This is a genomic window from Pseudomonas sp. PSB11 (assembly GCF_014596605.1).
In the GTDB taxonomy this organism is placed as follows: Bacteria; Pseudomonadota; Gammaproteobacteria; order Pseudomonadales; family Pseudomonadaceae; genus Aquipseudomonas; species Aquipseudomonas umsongensis.
Genome location: NZ_NOIO01000029.1, coordinates 20,626 through 42,226 on the forward strand (window position 1 = coordinate 20,626; position 21,601 = coordinate 42,226).

The following is a 21,601-nucleotide window of genomic DNA, read 5'->3' on the forward strand; positions in this document are numbered from 1 at the left end:
TCAACCCTCCTCAAACTTGAAATCATCGGTCAACACCAGACGCAGCCGTTCGCGAATCGCCTCGACCTGCTCTGCACTGTAAGGTTTGGCCGGGTGCTTGCCCCAGATAGGTGCCGGCCAGGCCGCGTCTTCATGCTTGCGCACGATCACATGCATGTGCAACTGACTGACCACGTTGCCCAAGGCAGCGACGTTCAGCTTGTCGGCATCGAACGAGTCCTTGAGCAACTCAGCCAACGAGGTCGTTTCCTGCCACAGTTGCTGCTGATCGGCGACACTTAACTGAAATATCTCGCTGATATCGTCCCTGCGTGGCACGAGGATGAACCAGGGATAGTTCGAATCATTGGACAACAGCAACCGACAAAGCGGGAAATCGCCAATCGGTAGTGTGTCTTGTTGAAGTCGTGGATCTAAAGCGAACACTGCACTTACTCCCGCCAGGTCGTCATTCTTCAGCTTAGCGCCCTTCCAGAAAGATCGTACGCCAAGCCACTGAACGGCAGCATACCCTGCCAGCTTCACACCGAACCACCGCCTACGCCGCCCAAGGATCTACAAATGGCACATGCGCGCCCCGAGTTGACACATTTCCTGCGAAACCGCACCAATACAGAACCAACGCACCGCAAAAAACGCGAAAGTGACCAACAAACCACCGCCCGCTCACGCCGCGTAAAAACTGCCGACTGTTTGAATCAGCACAGTGATTGAAATTTTTTGCACCAAAACCGCACAGTACGTCTACGCTGAGTGCTTCGCATATCCGCCATTTACTCACTGGCGGGGTGAACCGGTAACGCTTTTGAATGTCACGCGGCCAGACATGGAGGTCAAACACGATGCCCACCCCTGCGTCAAGCCTGAAGTAAAGCAGCATGAGCCCCCCGGTTTTATGAGGTTTTTACCGCTTCAAGCAGCCAGACAGAAAAAAACATCGATGGAGTTCTGATTTGTGCACGCTTGTTGCATTGATACCCACATCGTCTATAAGGCACCGCGGGAAGCGGCCAGCCTTGAGACCCAAAAAAACAGTGGCAGGGTAGCCCGATGGAGATTCAAACGTTTCACCAGGGACTCTTTTTATCGATGCGCCAGTCCAGAAAAACAGCATTAAAGTTGTCAGTCCGGTTGCATCGGGGCTGTAAATTTGCGACATCTAGCTAGCCGTTTACGACAGGGTCGTAAAGAAGCTGAAAGGATAGATGCGCAAGTATCGCCAACATTGTCGGCGTGATATAAGTTTGCGCCGACACAAAAAGAAAGAGCCGCCCAGATAATAAAACAGGTGGAGCGGCAGTACTCTTCTAAAAACCAAAGGAGCAAATCACGATGCGCGTGATGAAGTGGAGCATGATCGCACTGGCTGTTGCAGCTGGTACCTCGCAGTTCGCAGTGGCGTCGTCCCAGGACGAGTCCAAGGGTTTCTTCGGCGACCAAAGCCTGAAACTCAAAACCCGTTTTGAGTACATGAACCGCGACTACAAGAACGGCGCGAGCAACCCATCGAGCGGCACTGCCGGCTATCGTCAGGACTCCGGTCTGAGCCAGTTGCTCACTTACGAGTCGGGCTTCACTCAAGGTATTGTTGGTTTCGGCCTCGACGCCATGGCCATGGGCGCAGTGAAACTGGACGGCGGTTCGGGCAAGCGTGGTAACGGCCTGTTCGCTAACGACAGCGACGGCAACCCGGAAAAATCCCAGGGCAAGGTTGGCGGTGCAGTGAAACTGCGTCTGTCCGACACCGTCCTGAAATACGGCCAGCAGTTCGTTGCCAGCCCAGTGTTCGCGACTGACGACAGCCGTATGCTGCCGGAAGTGGCTACCGGTACCCTGATCACTTCCAAGGAAATCAAAGGCCTGGAAGTGAGCGCCGGTCGCTTCACCGCACTGAGCAAACAAACCGGTATGGCCCGTGACAGCATCGGCGGCCTGCCAGATGAAGACGGTTTCCACTCCAAGGGCCTGAGCGACGGCATCAACATCTTCGGTGCCAGCTACGCCTTCACCGATAACTTCACCGCTGCCGTGGCTGCGTCGGATGCTGAAGAGTACTTCAAGAAGTACTACGTCAACATGAACCTGACCGTGCCGATCAACGACGAACAGTCGCTGAACTTCGACCTCAACGGTTACAAAACCAAGGGCGACAAGCGTGGCGACCTGGTTGACGCAATCGGCGACGGCACCCTGGGTGTGGACAACAACCTGTGGTCCCTGGCGGCTGCCTACAGCCTGGGCGCTCACAAATTCACCCTGGCCTACCAGCAGTCGAGCGGCGACAACGCTTACTACTACGGCGTTGACGGCAACAGCACCATCTTCGTATCCAACTCCATTCAGATCTCCGACTTCGTGGGCCGCGAGGAAAAATCCTACCAAGCTCGCTACGACCTGAACATGGCGCAATACGGCGTTCCTGGCCTGAGCTTCATGACCCGTTACGTAATGGGTGACAACATCAAGACCAACGGTCTGGGTGAAGGTAAGGAAAACGAGTGGAACCTGGAGTCCAAGTACGTCGTACAGGAAGGTCCAGCAAAAGACCTGTCGTTCCGTGCACGTTTCGCCAACTACCGCTCGAACGGCGCGTACAGCGGCTACTCGTCTGACGTCTACGACACCCGTCTGATCATCGAGTACCCACTGAGCATCCTGTAATCAGGGTGTAAGTAGGCAACTGAGTAGATCAAGAACCGCCCACCTTTTCAGGTGGGCGGTTTTTTTATGCCTGCCATATGCCAAACACTACAGCAAGCAACTTCCTCGCATAACGTTAATACTTTTTTCAATGAACTGATCAATAGTCACAAAAAAACCCGAGAGACTTTTAATCTCTCGGGTTTATGTATCCGCTAACAAAACAGGCTTACTGTACGGCCGCCTCCTGAACCACTCGAACTACACGCTGTGGAAATGGAATGTCAATACCCGCCGTTTTCAATCGGTCACGGGACTGTTCGTTAAACATGAACATCACGTCCCAGTAATCCGCTGTTTTCACCCAGACACGCAGGGAAACGGTGATTGAACTGTCACCCAGGGTCGAAATGACTGCCTGCGGTGCCGGGTCGTCCAACACGCGCGGGTCCTTGGCCAACTCCAGCAAGACTTCACGGGCCTTCTGCAAGTCCGCTTCGTAATCGACACCCACATCGAACACCACTTTGCGGGTCGGTTGACGGTTGGTGTTGGTGATGATGCCGTTCGACAGATTGCCGTTAGGCACGATGATGGTCTTGTTATCGCCGGTGCGCAGCACGGTGTGGAAGATCTGAATGCTGTCGACAGTACCCGCTACGCCTTGGGCTTCGATCCAGTCACCGATACGGAAAGGACGGAACAGCAGGATCAGCACGCCGCCGGCGAAGTTCGCCAGGCTGCCCTGCAATGCCAGGCCAATGGCCAGGCCAGCCGCACCGATCGCCGCCACGAACGAAGTGGTTTCCACACCAATCATCGACGCCACGCTGACGACCAGCAGGATCTTCAGAATGATGTTCGCCAGGCTGCTGATAAAGCCTTGCAGCGCAAGGTCAGCGTTACGCAGGGCTATCAGGCCACCGAGCTTGTGCGTGACCTTGTTGATCAACCACCAGCCGATCGCCAGGGTAATCACTGCCAGCAGCACACGGCTGCCATATTCCATGATCATCGGGATCCAGGATTGGGACACCCTGACCAGATTGTCTACTTCAGCATTTAAGTCCATCTGCTTTCTCCTGCATTTTTCCGGCTACCCGGCACGCGAAAAATAAAGCGGCAGAAAGACCGAACCCTGTGCGGATCGATCGTTTCTGCCGTTGCTTGGCCCTCGGACGCCGAAAACGCCTGGAGGTTCCCGCCTTGCACGTCAGTCGCGGAAGTTGTTGAACTGCAGCGGCATGCCGAATTCCTTGGCTCGCAGCACTGCAATGGCTTCCTGCAGGTCGTCACGCTTCTTGCCGGTGATGCGCACCTGCTCACCCTGGATGGCGGCCTGCACCTTCAGTTTGGCGTCCTTGACGTGAGCGACGATTTTCTTCGCCAGCTCTTTGTCGATGCCTTCCTTGAGCACAGCTTCCTGCTTCATCAGCTTGCCCGATGCAAACGCATCCTTGACCTCAAGGCACTGCACATCGATCTTGCGCTTGACCAGGGCCAGCTTGAGGATCTCAATCATCGCCTCGAGCTGGAAATCCGCTTCAGCGGTCAGGTTGACGGTCAGGTCCTTTTCCTTGAACTCGAAGCTGCCTTTGCCTTTCAGGTCATAGCGACGATCGAGTTCCTTGACGGCGTTCTCGACCGCGTTGGTGACTTCGTGTTTGTCCAGTTCGGATACCACGTCGAACGACGGCATGTAATCTCTCCAATAAATAGGGCGCGCTCGATCAAGATGGAGCACGCCTGGCTTGCGGTTAAAATCCGCGCTGATTATAACGGGTCTTTCCGATCATTCACTGCGAGCCACCCATGCGCGCCTCAAACAGAGCAAAAAGCTGATGTCCACCACCTGGCATGTTCTAGGCGCCGGTAGCCTCGGCACGTTGTGGGCCACTCGCCTGGCCCGGGCCGCAGTGCCGGTGCGCCTGATACTGCGTGACGCAGCCCGGCTGCGGGCGTACGAGGCGGCAGGCGGGTTGACGCTGGTCGAACATGGCCAGGCACAGCTATACCCGGTAAGTGCCGAAACGGCCGACAGCCTCGCGCCGATTAATCGACTACTGGTCGCCTGCAAAGCCTACGATGCGGAGCTGGCCGTGGCACAGCTGGCACCCCGACTGGCGCCCGGCGCCGAGCTGATCCTGCTGCAGAACGGCCTGGGCAGCCAGGACGCCGTGGCGGCGCAAGTCCCCCAGGCGCGCTGCATTTATGCGTCAAGCACTGAAGGCGCCTTTCGCGACGGTGACTGGCGTGTAGTCTTTGCCGGGCACGGGTTTACCTGGCTGGGGGATGCCGGCCATCCCGTCGCCCCGATCTGGCTGGACGACCTCGACGCCGCGGGCATTCCCCATGAGTGGAGCACCGAGATTCTCACCCGGTTGTGGCGCAAACTGGCGCTCAACTGCGCGATCAATCCGTTGACGGTGCTGCACGATTGTCGCAACGGGGGGTTGCAGGAGCACCACTGTGAGGTCGCCACCCTGTGCGGTGAACTCATCGAGCTGCTTGAGCGGTGCGGCCAGCCAGCAGCCGCCGAAAACCTGCAACAGGAGGTTGAACGGGTGATCCACGCGACCGCTGCCAACTACTCCTCGATGTACCAGGACGTCAGCAACCGGCGCCGCACCGAAATCAGCTACCTGCTGGGCCATGCCTGTAAAGTCGCGGCGCGGCATCAACTGAACTTGCCACACCTCAATCAACTGGAGTCCAAGTTGATCGCGCGCCTGCTCAGCCTTGGATTGCCCAGCGACTGAGCAGCGGCTACGCTGGCCACTTGTTCCCTTGCAGCGATAAACCTGATGCCATTGCGCCAGCGTCTTGAAAACCTCCCTGTCGGCCAGAAACTGCTGGCCGCCCTGCTGGTGCTGTTGACCACTGTACTGCTGGTTGCGAACCTGACCTTTATCAGCGCCGCTTACTACATTTCCCAGGAAAGCATGGCGCCCCAGGCCCTGCAGACCATCGGCCGACTGGTCTCCAACCCGAGCCTGGTGTCTGAGGCACTGCAATCACCGCAAAGCGCCCAACGCCTGCTCGATGAGCTCGACAGCTATTCACCATTGCGCGCTGCAGCCCTGTATGACGGCAAGGGCGAGCGCCTGGCGCAATTGCAACATGGCGATCACCTGAGCCTGCCCAAGCATTACCGCAACATCGAATCCTGGCAAGTCACCGAGTTTCGCAGTAACCAGGTCATCACCCTGCCCCGCCCCGGCACCGCACCCGGCCACCTGCTGCTGGTGGCCAGTAGCGAGCTGCCGATGGCGTTCTATACCGGGACCCTGACCGCCAGCCTGGGGATCCTGATTTTCAGTGTGCTGCTGTGGCTGGTCATCGCGCGACAGATCAAACGCCTGATTACCCGGCCGATTCATCAGTTGGAGGAGCTCTCCCGCCAAGTGACCCGGGAAGAGAACTATGCCCTGCGCGCCTCCCGGGGCAATCACGATGAAATCGGCAGCCTGGCCGAGGCGTTCAACACCATGCTCTCGCGAATCGAGGCCCGGGAACAGCAACTCAAGCGTGCCCGTGATGACTCTCAGGCCGCGTATGACCAGGCCCAGGGACTGGCCGAAGAAACCCGCCACACCAATCGCAAGCTGGAACTCGAAGTCCAGGTACGGAGCAAGATCGAGAAAAAACTCACGGGTTTCCAGAATTACCTCAACAGCATCATCGACTCCATGCCATCGGCGCTGATCGCCCTCGACGAACAGCTTTACGTAACGCAGTGGAACCAGGAAGCCAGCGCCCTGTCCGGTACACGCCTGGACGAAGCCTTGAACCAACCGATCTTCCTCGCCTTCGAACCGCTCAAGCCCTTCCTGCCGCAGCTCAAGCAAACCGTCGAGCAGCACACGGTGGCCAAGATCGAGCGCGTGACCTGGGTCAAGGACGATGAACCCCGCCACTACGCCCTGACCTTCTATCCGTTGATGGGCGGTGCCGGACGTGGCGTGGTGATCCGCATCGACGACATTACCCAGCGCCTGTCCCTTGAAGAAATGATGGTGCAGTCAGAGAAAATGCTCTCCGTCGGTGGCCTCGCCGCCGGCATGGCCCACGAAATCAACAACCCGCTCGGTGCGATCCTGCACAACGTGCAGAATATCCGCCGCCGGCTGTCCCCTGAACTGCCCAAGAACCTGGAACAGGCCGAGCAGATCGGTGTCGAGCTGTCGACCGTCAACCAGTACCTGCAAGCACGCGAAGTGCCACAACTGCTCGACGGCATCCAGCAGGCCGGCGCCCGGGCGGCTAAGATCGTCACGCACATGCTCAGCTTCAGTCGGCGCAGTACCCGCCAAATGGCCCCGTGCGATCTGCCAGCGCTGATCGACCAGGCGGTGGAAATCGCCGGAAACGACTTCGACCTGGCAATTGGTTTCGACTTCAAGGGCCAGGCGATCATTCGCCAGTTCGACCCGGCGCTGGGGCCAGTGCCCGGTACCGCCAACGAGCTGGAACAGGTGCTGCTCAACCTGCTGAAAAACGCCGCTCAAGCCATTCACCAACGTGAAGACGACAGCGAACCAGGGCGCATCATCCTGCGCACCAAGCTGAATCCGCCGTGGGCAGAGATCCAGGTCGAAGACAACGGCATCGGCATGAGCGAAAGCGTGCGCAAGCGCATCTTCGAACCGTTTTTCACCACCAAGGAAATCGGTCAGGGTACCGGCCTTGGCCTGTCGGTCTCGTATTTCATCATCACCAACAACCACAAGGGCCAGATGGAAGTGCAATCGACCCAAGGCCAGGGCACCTGCTTTACCCTGCGCCTGCCATTGGCGAGCACCCCGCTCGTCTCTCAAGAACTCAACCAGTTAACGAGGTAACCATGGGCTTTCGCTTGTCGAAGATTTACACCCGCACCGGCGACAAAGGCGAAACCGGCCTGGGCGACGGTCGCCGTGTGCCCAAGGACCACCCACGGATCGAGGCTATTGGCGAGGTGGATACGCTCAACAGTCAGGTCGGAGTGTTACTGGCTGGACTGGCGGCAGAAGTTGCCCTGCATCCGGGCTTGAAGGAAGTGATCGAGGTATTGGCGCCCTGCCAGCACCGGTTGTTTGACCTCGGCGGTGAACTGGCCATGCCGGAGTATCAGGCGCTGAACGCCGCGGAAATCGAACGACTGGAAGCGGCGATCGATGTATGGAATGAAGAGCTTGGGCCGCTGGAGAATTTCATTCTGCCGGGTGGGTCGATGCTGATCGCCCAGGCGCATGTGTGCAGAAGCCTGGCTCGCAGTGCCGAGCGCCGCTGCCAGCATTTGAATGCTGTTGAGCCTTTGGGCGGGGTGGGATTGGCTTATATCAATCGGCTGTCGGATTTGTTGTTTGTGGTGGCAAGATTGATTGCCCGGCGTCAGGGGGTTGCCGAGATTTTGTGGCAGCCGGCGGTGAAACCTGAAGTTTAAGCTGCGCCTGCCAAACCGCCTTCGCGAGCAAGCCCGCTCCCACAGTTGACCGAGTACGCGGTCAACTGTGGGAGCGAGCCTGCTCGCGAAGGGGTCAATGGCTACACCAGAGAATCAAGTCTCAGGCCAGAACGCCCGAATCCCCGCCACGCCCTGCGCACCTGCCGCCCAAGCTTTCTCGACTTCCGCCGGGCCAACCCCACCCAGCAGAAACACCGGCCTGCTGAAACCCTCGATCAAGCTCGAAGCCTGCTCCCAGCCAAGCGGTAGAGCGTCCGGATGTGTCAAGGTCGGCTGCACCGGCGACAGGGTCACGAAATCCACACCCATCTCCTCGGCCAGCGCCAGCTCTTCAGCGTTATGGCAGGACGCCGCTAACCAGCGCGATGCCGGCAGCGGCCGACCCGCGGCCGCGTACTTGCGCAGTTGGGCCGAGGTGATGTGCCAGCCCGCGGAGGGGAAATCTCCCAGCCACTCGAACGGCCCCTTGATCATCAACTGTGCCTTGCCGGCACACAGCCCGACCGCGTCCACAGCCAGATCGCGGTATTTGGGGTCGTAACCGTTGGGGGCGCGCAACTGGATCAACTTGATGCCGCCTGCGATGGCTTTCTGGATCCCTCGCAACAGGGCCGGGGGTTCCAGGTCTTCAGGCGTGATCAGGTATTGCTCGGGCAAGCGCGCGGCCGCCACGATTGGCCGATTGGCCTCTGGGAACTCGTAACCCGACAGGTCACGCGCCGTCACCCAGGCCAGTGGCTGACCTTCGGCGCCGTGAGGCTCACCGGTGAACGCCGAGACTTCCCAGACATCCAGCAACACCTGCTTGTCCGGGTAATCGTGACGGACCTTGATCAGCGGGCGCGCCGCGCCGACCACGATACCCAGCTCTTCCTGCAGCTCACGGGCCAAGGCGCTTTCGACCGACTCGTCGGCCTCGACCTTGCCACCGGGAAATTCCCACAGGCCGCCCTGGTGCTGAGTATCGGCACGACGGGCGATGAGGATCTTGCCGCTGCCATCACGGATAACGGCGGCTGCTACGTGTACTCGTTTCACCGCTTGATCTCCTCCAGGCCGGCCTTCTGCCAAGCCTTGAACGCTGGCCATTGGTAGAGGGTTTGAACATAGGCTTCGTCGACTGCCGACAGAGTGACCTGATAGGTGCGCAGGCGCACGGCAACGGGAGCAAAAAACACGTCGGCAAGGCTTATGCGACCGAACAGGTAGGGCCCAGGCTCGGTCGCGACAGAACGGCATTCAGCCCACAACGCCGACATGCGCTCGATGTCTGCCTGCACATCCGCCGGAACCGGCGACAGCGGTGCGTCATGACTCAGGTCGAATGGCATATTGCCGCGCATGGCGAAGAATCCACTGTGCATTTGTGCGCACGCCGAACGCGCCTGGGCACGGGCGGCGGTATCTTTGGGCCACAGGCCCGCGTCGGGGAACTGTTCCGCCAGGTATTCGGCAATCGCCAGGGAGTCGGCGATGGTGCCGTGCGCGGTCTTGAGCAACGGGACTTTGCCGGTGGGCGAATGCTTGAGCAGACGCTCACGGGTGTCCGGCTGGTTCAGCTTGATCAGTTCTTCGGTGTAGGAGGCGCCGGTCAGATCGAGGGCCAGGGCGCCACGCAGGGACCAGGAGGAAAGCAGTTTGTCGCCGATGATCAGGTGCAGGCTCATGTTCAAGAGTCCTCAAGCATAAAGGAGTCCTGTAGGAGCTGGCTTGCCAGCAAAAACGGTAGCGGCCTCGACACATCTATCACCGCAGAGGATGCCTTCGCCAGCAAGCCGGCTCCTACAGGTTTTGCACCGTTACGTACGGTACTCGGCGTTGATCTTCACGTACTCGTGGGACAGGTCGGTGGTCCAGATGGTTTCGCTGCAATCACCACGACCCAATTCGATACGAATAGTGATTTCTTCCTGCTGCATCACCGCTGCGCCCTGGGCTTCGGTGTAGGTCGCAGCGCGGGCGCCACGGCTGGCGATGCACACTTCACCGAGGAACACATCAATCTTGCTCACGTCCAGGTTCGGCACGCCGGCACGACCAACAGCCGCGAGGATGCGGCCCCAGTTCGGGTCGGAAGCGAACAGCGCCGTCTTGATCAATGGCGAGTGGGCCACGGTGTAGCCAACGTCCAGGCATTCCTGGTGAGTGCCGCCGCCGTTGACTTCAACGGTAACGAATTTGGTCGCGCCTTCGCCGTCGCGAACGATCGCCTGGGCCACTTCCATGCACACCTCAAATACCGCCTGCTTGAGCTTGGCGAACAGCTCGCCTTCGGCACGGGTGATTTCCGGCAACGCCGCCTGACCGGTGGCGATCAGCATGCAGCAGTCGTTGGTCGAGGTGTCGCCGTCGATGGTGATGCGGTTGAACGACTTGTTGGCGCCGTCCAGCATCAGGTTTTGCAGCACGTCACGAGCAACCTTGGCGTCGGTGGCGATATAGCCGAGCATGGTCGCCATGTTCGGGCGAATCATGCCCGCGCCCTTGCTGATACCGGTGACGGTGATGGTCACGCCGTCGTGCTGGAACTGGCGGCTGGCACCCTTGGGCAGGGTATCGGTGGTCATGATGCCAGTGGCGGCAGCTTCCCAGTTGTTCTCCGACAGATCGTCGAGGGCGGCTTGCAGTGCGCCCTCGATTTTCTCGACCGGTAGCGGCTCGCCGATCACACCAGTGGAATACGGCAGCACCAGGCTGGCGTCTACGCCGGTCAACTCTGCCAGCTTGGCGCAGGTGCGCTCGGCCGCGGCCAGGCCCGGCTCACCGGTACCGGCGTTGGCATTGCCAGTATTGGTCAGCAGGTAACGCACCGGACCTTGCACGCGCTGCTTGGCCAGGATCACCGGGGCGGCGCAAAAGGCGTTCAAGGTGAATACACCCGCCACTGTCGAGCCTTCGGCACAACGCATGACCACCACATCCTTGCGCCCCGGGCGCTTGATACCGGCCGAGGCGATACCGAGTTCAAAACCGGCAACCGGGTGCAACGTTGGCAAAGGACCAAGACCAACAGCCATGAATGCGCTCCTTTATAGATGATGTCTGCACCGCTTCAGCAAAAGCGATGGTAAAAATGGCAAAACGCCGCGACGGCATGAGCCGGTCGCGGCGCGGGTATTTCAGCGTATGAAACGGGGGTTACTGGATCTGCCCGTGGCAATGCTTGAACTTCTTGCCCGAACCGCAGTAGCACAGTTCGTTACGGCCCAGCTTCTGCTCGTTGCGAACCGGGGCGGTGGCAAGGGCCACATCGACCTCTTCACCCAACTGCTCCGGCTGCTCCAGGCTCGGGGCCTCTTCATGCAGGAACTGCATGCGCGCCGCCAGTGCCTCGGCTTCCTGGCGCAGGCGCGCCTCTTCCTCGGCCGGATCTTCGCGACGCACCTGAACGTGTGACAACACACGGATCGAGTCGCGCTTGATCGAATCCAGCAGTTCGGAGAACAGCGTGAACGACTCGCGCTTGTACTCTTGCTTCGGGTTCTTCTGCGCATAACCGCGCAAGTGGATGCCGTGACGCAGGTGATCCATGGTCGACAGGTGGTCTTTCCACAGGTCATCCAGCACGCGCAGGACGATTTGCTTCTCGAAGGTGCGCAGCGCTTCCGCGCCCGCCTGGTCTTCTTTCTCGTTGTACGCGGCGATCAGCTCCTGCATCAGCTTCTCGCGCAGGGTTTCCTCGTACAGGTGATCGTCTTCGTCGAGCCACTGCTGGATCGGCAGCTTCACACCGAAATCGCTTTCCAGGGCAGCTTCCAGACCCGCCACGTCCCACTGCTCTGGCAGCGATTGCGGTGGAATGTGCGCGCTGACGGTAGCGTTGAGTACGTCCTGGCGGAAGTCGGCAATGGTTTCACCGATGTTGTCGGCAGCCAGCAACGTGTTACGCATGTGATAGATCACTTTACGCTGTTCGTTGTTGACGTCGTCGAACTCCAGCAGTTGCTTGCGAATATCGAAGTTGCGACCTTCAACCTTGCGCTGGGCCTTTTCGATGGCGTTGGTCACCATGCGGTGCTCAATCGCTTCGCCAGGCTGCATGCCCAGGGCCTTCATGAAGTTCTTCACCCGATCAGAGGCGAAGATGCGCATCAGGCTGTCTTCCAGCGACAGGTAGAAACGACTGGAACCGGCGTCACCCTGACGACCGGCACGACCACGCAATTGGTTGTCGATACGGCGCGATTCGTGACGCTCGGACGCGATCACCTGCAAACCACCCGACTCGAGCACTTGCTGGTGACGTTTCTGCCAGTCCGCCTTGATCTGGGCAATCTGCTCAGGGGTCGGATTTTCCAGCGAGGCCACTTCCACTTCCCAGTTGCCGCCCAACAGGATGTCGGTACCGCGACCGGCCATGTTGGTGGCGATGGTCAGTGCACCCGGGCGACCGGCCTGGGCGATGATCTCGGCTTCTTTTTCGTGGAACTTGGCGTTCAGGACCTTGTGCTCGATGCCTTCCTTGTTGAGCAGGTCGGACATGCGCTCGGAGGTTTCGATGGTCGCAGTACCCACCAGCACCGGACGGCCCGCGGCCATGCTTTCCTTGATGTCCGTGACGATTGCCGCATATTTCTCGTCGGCGGTCAGGAACACCAGGTCGTTGTAGTCTTTACGGGCCAGCGGCTTGTTCGTCGGAATGACGATGACCTGCAAGCCATAGATCTGATGGAACTCGAACGCTTCGGTGTCGGCCGTACCGGTCATGCCGGACAGTTTGTTGTACAGACGGAAGTAGTTCTGGAAGGTGGTCGAGGCCAGCGTCTGGCTTTCGGCCTGGATGTTCAGGTTTTCCTTGGCTTCGATGGCCTGGTGCAAGCCTTCGGACAGACGGCGGCCGGGCATGGTGCGACCGGTGTGCTCGTCGACCAGGACGACCTGGCCGTCCTGCACGATGTATTCAACGTTGCGATGGAACAGTTTGTGCGCACGCAGACCGGCATAAACGTGGGTCAGCAGGGCCAGGTTGTGCGCCGAATACAGGCTCTCGCCTTCCGCCAGCAGCCCAAGACGGGTGAGCGCGTCTTCGACGAACTGGTGACCGGCTTCGTTGAGCTCGACCTGGCGGGTCTTCTCGTCAACGGTGTAGTGACCGGCCTTGGTAACTTCGCCTTCGACTTCTTCGACGTGCAGCTCCAACTGCGGGATCAGTTTGTTGATCTCGATATACAGCTTGGAGCTGTCCTCGGCCTGACCGGAAATGATCAGCGGGGTGCGGGCTTCGTCGATGAGGATGGAGTCGACTTCGTCGATTACGGCAAAATTGAGTTCGCGCTGGAATTTTTCTTCCATGCTGAACGCCATGTTGTCGCGCAGGTAATCGAAACCGAACTCGTTGTTGGTGCCATAGGTGATGTCGGCGGCATAGGCCAGGCGCTTCTCTTCCGGCGGCTGGAATGGCGTGACCACGCCGACCGTCAATCCGAGGAATTCGTAGAGCGGGCGCATCCAGTTGGCGTCACGACGGGCCAGGTAGTCGTTCACCGTCACAACGTGCACGCCCTTGCCGGACAATGCGTTGAGGTAAACACCCAGCGTTGCCACCAGGGTCTTGCCTTCACCGGTACGCATCTCGGCGATCTTGCCTTCATGCAAGGTCATGCCACCGATCAGCTGGACATCGAAGTGACGCATCCCCATGACGCGCTTGCCGGCTTCACGGGCAACCGCGAAGGCTTCCGGCAGAAGCTGGTCGAGGGTTTCCCCTTTGGCGAAGCGGGCCTTGAACTCGTCTGTCTTGGCACGCAATTGATCGTCCGAAAGGGCCACCATTCGCTCTTCGAAGGCATTGACGAGTTGCACCGTCTTGAGCATGCGTTTGACTTCACGCTCGTTCTTGCTTCCAAAAAGTTTTTTTAACAAAGGCGCAAACATATCGGCAGGATCTTCCACACTAAAGGGATGGAGGGCGGCCCCGTGAGTCGCCCGAGCAGCCCTCATGGCCGCATGCGAACGAGCATTCTACCCGGAAACGGTGGTGAGGAAAGTGGCGTTACTCCACGATGCTGGCACAGCGTTGTGACGGGGCTCATTTAAAATAAGGGCAAATCGCTGAACTTCAAGCCATTCACGGCAGAAGTTACTGGTTGATTTAATGGGTAAAGCGCGCGCAAAGCAATGGGTCGGGCGCATCCGGTGCTTTCTGCTACCATGGCGGCTCTGTTACTTCAGGTGTCTGATCATGGCATTTCGCCCTCTTACGGCCAGAGCACCCGCCGTCCTGCTTCGCGAAGCCAAGCCACTCAAGGCCATTCTAGGCCATGCTCAACGCCTGGGTCATTTGCAACGCTTGCTCGAGAGCCAGCTGCAACCCGCCGCACGCGCGCATTGCCACGTGGCGTCCTGGCGCGAAGGCAGCTTGTTGCTCATTGTCACCGATGGTCATTGGGCCACCCGCCTGCGCTACCAGCAAAAACGCCTGCAGCGGCAACTGCAGATGTTCGATGAGTTCGCCAGCCTCACGCGAATCCTGTTCAAGGTCCAGCCGCCTACCGTAAAACAAGGGGCGACCGGGCATACCATGGATTTATCCAATGATGCGGCCGCGACCATCCAGGCCACGGCCGACGGCATCAGCGATCCGAATCTGCGGGCGGCGCTGGAGCGCTTGGCGGCGCACGCCAAGTCCAAGGCATGACATAAAACCCCTGTGGGAGCGAGCCTGCTCGCGAAAGCGGTGCTTCAGTCAACATAAATGTTGAATGTAACATCGGATTCGCGAGCAGGCTCGCTCCCACAGTTAGCGGCGTTTGCTGCCGCCCAACAATGACCCCATCAACCCGCGCACCAATTGCCGTCCCAGCTGATTAGCCGCCTGTCGCATCGCTGATTTCAATGCCTGCCCTGCGGCCGTGCCGAGAAACTCTCCGGCTTGCTCGGTGAAACTCGGCTCCTGCGCAGCCGGTTTTGCCGGCGCAGCCTCAGGTTCGGGGGCCAGCCCCTTGCGCCCCATCAGTATTTCATAGGCTGATTCACGATCGATCGGCTTGTCATACCGCCCCTTGCACGGCGAACCGGCTATCAGCAGCGTGCGCTCCGTTTCCGTCAGCGGCCCGATGCGTGATTGCGGTGGAGCCACCAGCACGCGCTGGACCATTTCCGGCGTGCCCTTGTCCTGCAAGGTGCCCACCAGTGCCTCGCCGATGCCCAGCTCGGTCAGCACCGACAGGGCGTCGAACGCCGGGTTCGGTCGGAAGCCATCGGCCACCGCTCGCAGTGATTTCTGCTCCTTGGCGGTGAACGCGCGCAAGCCGTGCTGGATGCGCAGGCCCAACTGGGCCAACACGTCATCGGGCAAATCGCCCGGTGACTGGGTGACGAAATACACCCCCACCCCTTTGGATCGAATCAGCCGCACCACTTGCTCCAGTCGATCCTGCAGCGCCTTGGGCGTGCCAGCGAACAACAAATGTGCCTCGTCGAAAAACAGCGCCAGCAACGGTTTGTCCGCGTCGCCACGTTCTGGCAGTTGCTCGAACAGTTCGGCCAGCAGCCACAGCAGGAACGTTGCGTAGACCTTGGGGGCTTCATGCACCAGACGACTGGCATCGAGCAGGTGGATGCGCCCGCGGCCATCGGCGGTCGGTTGCAGAATATCCTCCAGTTGCAGCGCCGGCTCACCAAACAGCGCCTCAGCGCCCTGCTGTTCCAGGGTTGCCAGGCGTCGTAGCAGGGCCTGGCTGGAGCCGGTGGTCATCAGCGCAGCGTCATCCCCCAGCAGTTCGGGGTGGTCCTTGAGGTGATTGAGCAGCGCCTTGAGATCCTTCAAATCCAGCAACAACAAGCCTTCGCGGTCGGCCACCTTGAACGCGGCATACAGCGCCGACTGCTGGCTGTCGGTCAATTCCAGCAGGCTGCCGAGGAGTAACGGCCCCATTTCACTCAATGTCGTGCGCAAAGGATGACCGGACTGACCGTGAATGTCCCACAAGGTCACCGGATAGGCCGCAGGCTTGTGGCTCAGCCAGGGCATGCCGGCAATGCGCTCGGCGATCTTGCCCTGGGGGTTGCCGGCAGCACCCAGGCCGCACAGGTCACCCTTAATGTCGGCGGCAAAGACCGCCACGCCGGCATCGCTGAAGGCTTCGGCCAGACGTTGCAACGTGACGGTCTTGCCGGTCCCGGTAGCGCCTGCGATCAATCCGTGGCGGTTCGCCAGGCGCATGGCCTGGGCGATCGGCTGCCCCGCGAGATCGGCGCCGATAACAAGTTGCAATGAATCAGGCATTTGGTCACCCATGGTTAATCTTTGGTCCTACACGGCCGATAGAAATATCGACAAAGCAGACAGACACAAATCTGTCGGACATTTCCCTTAAGGAGCGACGGAAATATCACTTGCTTTCAACATTGCCCATCGTGCGTTCCTTTATAAAAGCACGCGCTGGGCATTAAGACCTTAGCGGAACCCCAAGCCATGAACAAAAATCTACGCTTCAGCCACAAAATCCTGCTTGCCGCCGCCCTTATCGTCATTGCGACTTTCGCCTCATTCACCCTGTATAACGACTATTTACAGCGCAATGCCATCCGCGAAGACCTGGACAACTATCTCAACGAGATGGGCGACGTCACCGCCAGCAATATCCAGACCTGGCTGACCGGCCGTATCCTGCTGATCGAGAACCTCTCGCAAAACATTGCCATCAACCCGGAACAAGCCAACGTCGCCGCCCTGCTGGAACAGAAAGCTCTGACGTCGACGTTCATGGCGTCCTACCTGGGCGACGCTACCGGGCAATTCACCATCCGTCCGGATGCGAAGATGCCGGACGGTTTCGACCCCAGGGTTCGCCCTTGGTACAAGGGTGCGCAAAACAGCAGCACGCCGACCCTGACCGAACCCTATGTCGATGCGGCGACCGGACAAACGATCATTTCCCTGGCCATGGCCTCGACGAAAGCCGGGCAAGGCGTGGGCGTAGTGGGCGGCGACCTCAGCCTGCAAACCTTGATCGATACCCTCAGCGCCCGGGATTTCGACGGCATGGGCTACGCATTTCTGGTCAGCGCCGACGGCAAGATCCTGGTCCACCCGGACAAAGCCCTGGTCATGAAGTCCCTGGGCGAGGCATACCCGCAAAATACCCCGCGCATCAGCCGCGACTTCAGTGAAATCGTGGTCGACGGCAAGACCCGCATCGTCACCTTTACCCCGATCAAGGGCCTGCCGTCGGTCAATTGGTACATCGGCCTGTCGGTGGACAAGGACAAGGCCTTCTCGATGCTCAGCGAATTCCGCACCTCAGCGGTGATTGCCACGGTGATCGCCGTCGCCATCATCATCGCCCTGCTGGGCATGCTGATCCGCCTGTTGATTCAGCCGCTGCACGTGATGACCCGGGCCATGGCCGACATCGCCGACGGCGAAGGCGACCTGACCAAACGCCTGGTGATCCAGAACAACGACGAGTTCGGTAACCTCGGCACCGCGTTCAACCGCTTCGTGGAACGTATCCACGGATCGATCCGCGAAGTGTCCTCGGCCACGGGCCAGGTCAATGAAGTGGCATTACGTGTGGTCGCCGCCTCGAACTCGTCGATGTACAACTCCGACCAGCAGGCGTCGCGCACCAACAGCGTGGCAGCGGCGATCAACCAGCTCGGTGCCGCCGCCCAGGAAATCGCCCGCAATGCCGCGCAAGCGTCGAGCCAGGCCAGCGATGCCCGCAACCTGGCCGAAGACGGCCAGCAAGTGGTGGACCGCAGCATTGCCGCCATGAACCAACTGTCGAACATGCTCAGCGCCTCGAGCAGCAACATCGAATCGCTCAACAGCAAAACCGTGAACATTGGTCAGATTCTTGAGGTCATCACCAGCATTTCCCAGCAAACCAACCTGCTGGCGCTCAACGCCGCCATTGAAGCGGCACGGGCCGGTGAAGCCGGGCGTGGATTTGCCGTGGTGGCCGATGAAGTGCGAAACCTGGCGCATCGCACCCAGGAATCGGCGCAGCAGGTTCAGACCATGATCGAAGAGCTGCAAGTCGGCGCCCGCGAGTCGGTTAGCACGATGAGCGACAGTCAGCGCCACAGTCAGGACAGCGTGGAAATTGCCAACCTGGCCGGCGAGCGCCTGAGCAGCGTGACGCAACGCATCGGTGAAATCGACGGCATGAACCAGTCGGTGGCAACCGCCACTGAGGAACAGACTGCCGTGGTCGAGTCGATCAATGTCGACATCACCGAAATCAACACCCTGAACCAGGAAGGTGTAGAAAACCTGCAGTCAACGTTGCGTGCATGTACGGACCTTGAGCAGCAGGCCGCGCGATTGAAGCAGCTAGTGGGCAGCTTCCGCATCTAGCGTTTTGACTGGCCTCTTCGCGGGCGGCGATCCGGCTCGCCCGCGAAGAGAAATACCCTGACACCAATCCCTCCATACACCCTCCCCTCCCCATCCCCGCCAAATCCTGACCGAACATCTATTCTTCATTAAGGTCAACCAAGGAGAACAACGGACCGGAGGAATGTTCATCGTGCATATCGCTGACATAACCATGTTCTACGCCCCTGCCAGCGGTGGCGTACGCACTTATCTGGATGCCAAGCATCATCGCCTGTGCACCAGGCCCGGTATCCGCCACAGCGTGTTGATACCGGGGGCCGTTCTCAGCGAACAGGATGGCATTTATACGGTTCCGGCTCCCGCCCTGCCTTTCGGCAAAGGTTATCGCTTCCCTCTGCGTCTCGCGCCCTGGCGCAACGTCCTGCAGGATCTGCAGCCCGAGTTGATTGAAGTCGGCGACCCCTACCTCACCGCCTGGGCGGCCCTGGACGCCCGTCGCCAACTGGATGTGCCCGTCATCGGCTTTTATCACTCCGACCTGCCACTGCTGGCCCGCAATCGAATGGGCAATTGGGTCACGCCAAACGTCGAGGCCTATGTCAGCAAGCTCTACGGAAACTTCGACCGGGTACTGGCACCGAGCAGGGTCATGGCCGATAAACTGACCGGCCTTGGCGTGAAGAACGTGTTCGTGCAGCCCCTGGGGGTCGATCTCCAGGTGTTTCATCCCGATGAACGGGACAGCGACCTTCGGGCCGAGCTGGGCCTGGACGAAAACACTCATCTATTGATCTTCGCGGGGCGCGGTTCCAAGGAGAAAAACCTGCCGGTGCTGCTCGAATGCATGAAGCGCCTGGGCCGACGCTATCACTTGCTGCTGGTCGGTTCGTCGATGCCGACCTCTGTGCCGGGAAACGTCACGGTCATCGACGGGTTCCGCCCTGCCACCCAAGTCGCCCGCCTGATGGCCAGTGCCGACGCGTTGCTGCATGCCGGTGATCAGGAAACCTTTGGCCTGGTGACCCTCGAAGCCATGGCCTGCGGTATCCCCGTGGTGGCGGTGGCTGCGGGCGCCTTTGAGGAAATCATCACCGATCAATGTGGCGTCTTGTGCGCCCCCAACGATCCGTTGGCCATGGCCAACGCCGTGCGCGAACTGTTCAGCCAGGGCAGCGTAGCCCTCGGCCAGCAAGCCCGACGCCATGTCGAGCGGTATTACGCTTGGGACGCGGTGGTCAACAGCCTGCTCGGCCATTATCACGCCGTCCTCGGCAGCCAATGGCCGCGAGCGGCCAATGGTTGAACCTATGAGCGCCCCGAGCCTGCTGCTGGTACTGCACGATGTCGCGCCACCGACCTGGGCCGATTACCAGCCCTTTATCGACGCCGTCGATGCGCTTGGCAGCGTGCCGATCACCTGGCTTGTTGTGCCGGACTTCCACAAACAGTTCGACTTGCGAGCCCAACCGCAATTTTGTCGCCAGCTCGGCGCACGGCTCGAGCGCGGCGATGAACTGGTGCTGCATGGTTATTTTCACTGCGATGACGCGCCGAAGGCGAGCAACCCCCGCGACTGGTTCATGCGCCGGATCTACACCCACGAAGGCGAGTTCTACAGTTTGTCTCGCGAAGCCGCTCTCAACCGCTTGCACGCCGGCATTGAAATGTTCCAGCGATACGATTGGCCGCTCCAGGGTTTCGTCGCTCCCGCCTGGTTGATGAGCGAAGGCACGCGCCAGGCCTTGCGCCAATTACCGCTGGATTACACCAGTGACGCCCGGCATCTGTTTCGCCTGCCTGATTTCACTGCAATCGATGCCCCCGGACTGGTTTGGAGTGCGCGCAGTGCCTGGCGGCGTGGCGTATCGAAACTGGTCAGCCAGCAACTCGAACAGCGCTGGCGAACGGCGCCGGTAATACGACTGGGCCTGCACCCGGTGGACATGCGTCATGAGTTCTCGCGTACATACTGGCTGCAAACCCTCAAGCGCCTGATCGATGAGGGCCGCGTACCCATGACCAAGACCCGTTGGCTGGCCCTGCAGAGCCAGCGCATGGGGCGTGCGGCATGAGCCGCTCGATCCTGCTGTGCATCGGTCTACTCGCCGCGTTACTGATTCCCTGGCTCCTGGGCGGCAGCGAAACCTGGTCACGGCTCAATGACTTCCCACTGAGCAGTTTGCTGGTCATGCTCGGCATGATCTTGCTGTGTTGGGTGGTCAATACCCTGCGTTTGCGCCTGTTGCTGGGCGATCAGCGCGACAAGGTCAGCCCGGTCAAGAGCCTTGGCGTGGTGATGGCCGCCGAATTTGCCTATTGCGCCACGCCGGGTGGCAGCGGCGGGCCACTGACCATCATGGCCTTGCTGGCGCGCAATGGCGTGCGACCGGCCAAGGGCAGCGCCGTGTTTGCCATGGACCAATTGAGCGATCTATTGTTTTTTCTCTGCGCATTGACCGGCATTCTGATTTACGCCCTGTTCCAGCATCTCAGCCAGCACATGGCGTGGTTGCTGCTCATCAGTGCCCTGTCGATGTTGGGTGGGCTGGTCAGTTGCGTGGTGGTGGCGCGCTATCACCGCCTGGTAATCCGTATGGGGGGCCGACTGCTGGCACGCCTCAACGTCGAGCCCTCGACCCGCATGCGTTGGGCACGCAAACTCCTGCACTTCCTGGCGGCGTTTACCGACACCCTGAAGTTACCCCCGCAGACATTGATCACCGTGTTTGGCTTGACGTGCGTGCATTGGATCTTGCGTTACAGCGTGTTGTACCTGGCGCTGCGCGGGCTCGGCGCGGACTTGCAGTGGGCCTGGAGCTTCCTGATCCAGATGGTTTCATTGAGTGCGGGGCAGTTCAGCCTGTTGCCAGGCGGTGCGGGGGCGGCTGAACTGACGTCAGCGGCACTGTTGGCGCCCATGGTGGGTAAATCCACGGCGGCGGCCGCCATTCTGATCTGGCGGGCAGTGACCTATTACTTTTATTTGCTGGTGGGTGGACCGGTGTTTTTACTGATGCTGGGCCGACCATTGCTCAAGAAGCTCATGAAGAATGTGTATCCGTAGGCCCAGGCTCTAGCTGCAACGCCTCCCACAACTCGGCAGCCCCCGAAAACTCCGTGCCATCTTCAGGGCTCAGTTCATCGGGGTCGTACCGACTCAAGCAACCCTCACCCAAGGTGGCGGGTGCCTTGCAGGTGGCTTTATCCAGTGGATCGGCCATGCTCAT

At 59.8% G+C, this 21,601-nt stretch carries 18 protein-coding genes and 1 pseudogene; 10 read left to right on the forward strand and 9 right to left on the reverse strand.

What is annotated here, in order from left to right; all coding sequences use genetic code 11:
• Positions 1 to 426, reverse strand: coding sequence for an HIT domain-containing protein (locus CGA21_RS25225; protein ID WP_020798466.1), 426 nt, complete (start codon positions 424 to 426; stop codon positions 1 to 3).
• 906 nt (positions 427 to 1,332) lie between these two features.
• On the opposite strand from CGA21_RS25225, the gene CGA21_RS25230 reads away from it, so the two are divergent.
• On the forward strand, positions 1,333 to 2,661 hold the full coding sequence (locus CGA21_RS25230) for an OprD family porin (protein WP_188265292.1): 1,329 nt from the start codon (positions 1,333 to 1,335) through the stop codon (positions 2,659 to 2,661).
• Between the two features lie 208 nt (positions 2,662 to 2,869).
• Here the strand turns inward: CGA21_RS25230 and CGA21_RS25235 are convergent, their stop codons facing one another.
• Both CGA21_RS25235 and CGA21_RS25240 read right to left on the reverse strand, forming a co-directional pair.
• Positions 2,870 to 3,712, reverse strand: a complete 843-nt coding sequence (locus CGA21_RS25235; RefSeq protein WP_110752881.1) for a mechanosensitive ion channel family protein — start codon at positions 3,710 to 3,712, stop codon at positions 2,870 to 2,872.
• Positions 3,713 to 3,853: 141 nt separating this feature from the next.
• A complete protein-coding gene (locus CGA21_RS25240; protein WP_007977344.1) occupies positions 3,854 to 4,339 on the reverse strand; it encodes a YajQ family cyclic di-GMP-binding protein in 486 nt (161 codons plus the stop codon).
• Positions 4,340 to 4,481: 142 nt separating this feature from the next.
• On the opposite strand from CGA21_RS25240, the gene CGA21_RS25245 reads away from it, so the two are divergent.
• Genes CGA21_RS25245 through CGA21_RS25255 form a run of 3 tightly spaced genes read left to right on the forward strand, consistent with a single transcriptional unit; the run spans position 4,482 to position 8,065 of the window.
• Positions 4,482 to 5,399: a putative 2-dehydropantoate 2-reductase gene (locus tag CGA21_RS25245; protein ID WP_110752879.1), complete on the forward strand. Its 918-nt coding sequence runs from the start codon at positions 4,482 to 4,484 to the stop codon at positions 5,397 to 5,399.
• Positions 5,400 to 5,444: 45 nt separating this feature from the next.
• Positions 5,445 to 7,481: a HAMP domain-containing sensor histidine kinase gene (locus CGA21_RS25250; RefSeq protein WP_110752877.1), complete on the forward strand. Its 2,037-nt coding sequence runs from the start codon at positions 5,445 to 5,447 to the stop codon at positions 7,479 to 7,481.
• 2 nt (positions 7,482 to 7,483) lie between these two features.
• Positions 7,484 to 8,065: a cob(I)yrinic acid a,c-diamide adenosyltransferase gene (locus CGA21_RS25255; RefSeq protein ID WP_110752875.1), complete on the forward strand. Its 582-nt coding sequence runs from the start codon at positions 7,484 to 7,486 to the stop codon at positions 8,063 to 8,065.
• Between the two features lie 114 nt (positions 8,066 to 8,179).
• Here CGA21_RS25255 and CGA21_RS25260 read toward each other — a convergent pair whose 3' ends face one another.
• The 4 genes from CGA21_RS25260 to secA all read right to left on the reverse strand — a co-directional run bounded on the left by CGA21_RS25260 (position 8,180) and on the right by secA (position 13,960).
• On the reverse strand, positions 8,180 to 9,124 hold the full coding sequence (locus CGA21_RS25260) for a Nudix family hydrolase (RefSeq protein WP_188265293.1): 945 nt from the start codon (positions 9,122 to 9,124) through the stop codon (positions 8,180 to 8,182).
• Positions 9,121 to 9,753, reverse strand: coding sequence for a glutathione S-transferase family protein (locus CGA21_RS25265; protein ID WP_188265294.1), 633 nt, complete (start codon positions 9,751 to 9,753; stop codon positions 9,121 to 9,123). The genes CGA21_RS25260 and CGA21_RS25265 overlap by 4 nt, the downstream gene beginning before the upstream one ends.
• A gap of 132 nt (positions 9,754 to 9,885) precedes the next feature.
• A complete protein-coding gene (argJ, locus tag CGA21_RS25270; RefSeq protein WP_020797885.1) occupies positions 9,886 to 11,103 on the reverse strand; it encodes a bifunctional glutamate N-acetyltransferase/amino-acid acetyltransferase ArgJ in 1,218 nt (405 codons plus the stop codon).
• 121 nt (positions 11,104 to 11,224) lie between these two features.
• Positions 11,225 to 13,960 (reverse strand): preprotein translocase subunit SecA, encoded by a 2,736-nt coding sequence (gene secA, locus CGA21_RS25275; RefSeq protein WP_020797884.1) that lies wholly within the window; start codon positions 13,958 to 13,960, stop codon positions 11,225 to 11,227.
• 307 nt (positions 13,961 to 14,267) lie between these two features.
• Between secA and CGA21_RS25280 the strand changes: the two genes are divergently transcribed.
• A complete protein-coding gene (locus CGA21_RS25280; RefSeq protein ID WP_188265295.1) occupies positions 14,268 to 14,723 on the forward strand; it encodes a DUF721 domain-containing protein in 456 nt (151 codons plus the stop codon).
• Between the two features lie 102 nt (positions 14,724 to 14,825).
• On the opposite strand, the gene CGA21_RS25285 is transcribed toward CGA21_RS25280, so the two are convergent.
• Positions 14,826 to 16,313 carry a helicase HerA-like domain-containing protein gene (locus tag CGA21_RS25285; RefSeq protein WP_110752915.1) on the reverse strand — a complete coding sequence of 496 codons (1,488 nt, stop codon included), beginning with the start codon at positions 16,311 to 16,313 and terminating at the stop codon, positions 14,826 to 14,828.
• Between the two features lie 189 nt (positions 16,314 to 16,502).
• Between CGA21_RS25285 and CGA21_RS30485 the strand changes: the two are divergent.
• From CGA21_RS30485 to CGA21_RS25305, 5 genes and pseudogenes are all read left to right on the forward strand, one after another.
• Positions 16,503 to 17,534 (forward strand): annotated as a pseudogene (locus tag CGA21_RS30485) (cache domain-containing protein); the annotation flags it as partial.
• A 93-nt stretch (positions 17,535 to 17,627) separates the two neighbouring features.
• A complete protein-coding gene (locus CGA21_RS30490; protein WP_401313163.1) occupies positions 17,628 to 18,392 on the forward strand; it encodes a methyl-accepting chemotaxis protein in 765 nt (254 codons plus the stop codon).
• A gap of 163 nt (positions 18,393 to 18,555) precedes the next feature.
• Positions 18,556 to 19,677 (forward strand): glycosyltransferase family 4 protein, encoded by a 1,122-nt coding sequence (locus CGA21_RS25295; protein ID WP_188265296.1) that lies wholly within the window; start codon positions 18,556 to 18,558, stop codon positions 19,675 to 19,677.
• Positions 19,670 to 20,446: a DUF2334 domain-containing protein gene (locus tag CGA21_RS25300; protein ID WP_110752865.1), complete on the forward strand. Its 777-nt coding sequence runs from the start codon at positions 19,670 to 19,672 to the stop codon at positions 20,444 to 20,446. Before CGA21_RS25295 ends, CGA21_RS25300 begins: the two co-directional genes overlap by 8 nt.
• On the forward strand, positions 20,443 to 21,438 hold the full coding sequence (locus tag CGA21_RS25305; protein WP_110752863.1) for a YbhN family protein: 996 nt from the start codon (positions 20,443 to 20,445) through the stop codon (positions 21,436 to 21,438). Before CGA21_RS25300 ends, CGA21_RS25305 begins: the two co-directional genes overlap by 4 nt.
• On the opposite strand, the gene CGA21_RS30035 is transcribed toward CGA21_RS25305, so the two are convergent.
• The gene (locus CGA21_RS30035) at positions 21,416 to 21,595 is read right to left on the reverse strand and encodes a hypothetical protein (RefSeq protein WP_110752861.1); all 180 of its coding nucleotides are present in this window, start codon (positions 21,593 to 21,595) and stop codon (positions 21,416 to 21,418) included. The genes CGA21_RS25305 and CGA21_RS30035 overlap by 23 nt on opposite strands.
• Between the last annotated feature and the right edge of the window lie 6 nt (positions 21,596 to 21,601).

What these genes read in the sequence shown, in the direction of transcription:
- CGA21_RS25300 (WP_110752865.1), top strand. Translation starts at nt 19,670, where the DNA reads ATGGTTGAACCTATGAGCGCCCCGAGCCTGCTGCTGGTACTGCACGAT.
- CGA21_RS25230 (WP_188265292.1), top strand. Translation starts at nt 1,333, where the DNA reads ATGCGCGTGATGAAGTGGAGCATGATCGCACTGGCTGTTGCAGCTGGT.
- secA (WP_020797884.1), bottom strand. Translation starts at nt 13,960, where the DNA reads ATGTTTGCGCCTTTGTTAAAAAAACTTTTTGGAAGCAAGAACGAGCGT.
- CGA21_RS25245 (WP_110752879.1), top strand. Translation starts at nt 4,482, where the DNA reads ATGTCCACCACCTGGCATGTTCTAGGCGCCGGTAGCCTCGGCACGTTG.
- argJ (WP_020797885.1), bottom strand. Translation starts at nt 11,103, where the DNA reads ATGGCTGTTGGTCTTGGTCCTTTGCCAACGTTGCACCCGGTTGCCGGT.
- CGA21_RS25285 (WP_110752915.1), bottom strand. Translation starts at nt 16,313, where the DNA reads ATGCCTGATTCATTGCAACTTGTTATCGGCGCCGATCTCGCGGGGCAG.
- CGA21_RS30490 (WP_401313163.1), top strand. Translation starts at nt 17,628, where the DNA reads ATGTACAACTCCGACCAGCAGGCGTCGCGCACCAACAGCGTGGCAGCG.
- CGA21_RS25305 (WP_110752863.1), top strand. Translation starts at nt 20,443, where the DNA reads ATGAGCCGCTCGATCCTGCTGTGCATCGGTCTACTCGCCGCGTTACTG.
- CGA21_RS25240 (WP_007977344.1), bottom strand. Translation starts at nt 4,339, where the DNA reads ATGCCGTCGTTCGACGTGGTATCCGAACTGGACAAACACGAAGTCACC.
- CGA21_RS25280 (WP_188265295.1), top strand. Translation starts at nt 14,268, where the DNA reads ATGGCATTTCGCCCTCTTACGGCCAGAGCACCCGCCGTCCTGCTTCGC.
- CGA21_RS30035 (WP_110752861.1), bottom strand. Translation starts at nt 21,595, where the DNA reads ATGGCCGATCCACTGGATAAAGCCACCTGCAAGGCACCCGCCACCTTG.
- CGA21_RS25250 (WP_110752877.1), top strand. Translation starts at nt 5,445, where the DNA reads ATGCCATTGCGCCAGCGTCTTGAAAACCTCCCTGTCGGCCAGAAACTG.
- CGA21_RS25295 (WP_188265296.1), top strand. Translation starts at nt 18,556, where the DNA reads ATGTTCATCGTGCATATCGCTGACATAACCATGTTCTACGCCCCTGCC.
- CGA21_RS25235 (WP_110752881.1), bottom strand. Translation starts at nt 3,712, where the DNA reads ATGGACTTAAATGCTGAAGTAGACAATCTGGTCAGGGTGTCCCAATCC.
- CGA21_RS25255 (WP_110752875.1), top strand. Translation starts at nt 7,484, where the DNA reads ATGGGCTTTCGCTTGTCGAAGATTTACACCCGCACCGGCGACAAAGGC.
- CGA21_RS25265 (WP_188265294.1), bottom strand. Translation starts at nt 9,753, where the DNA reads ATGAGCCTGCACCTGATCATCGGCGACAAACTGCTTTCCTCCTGGTCC.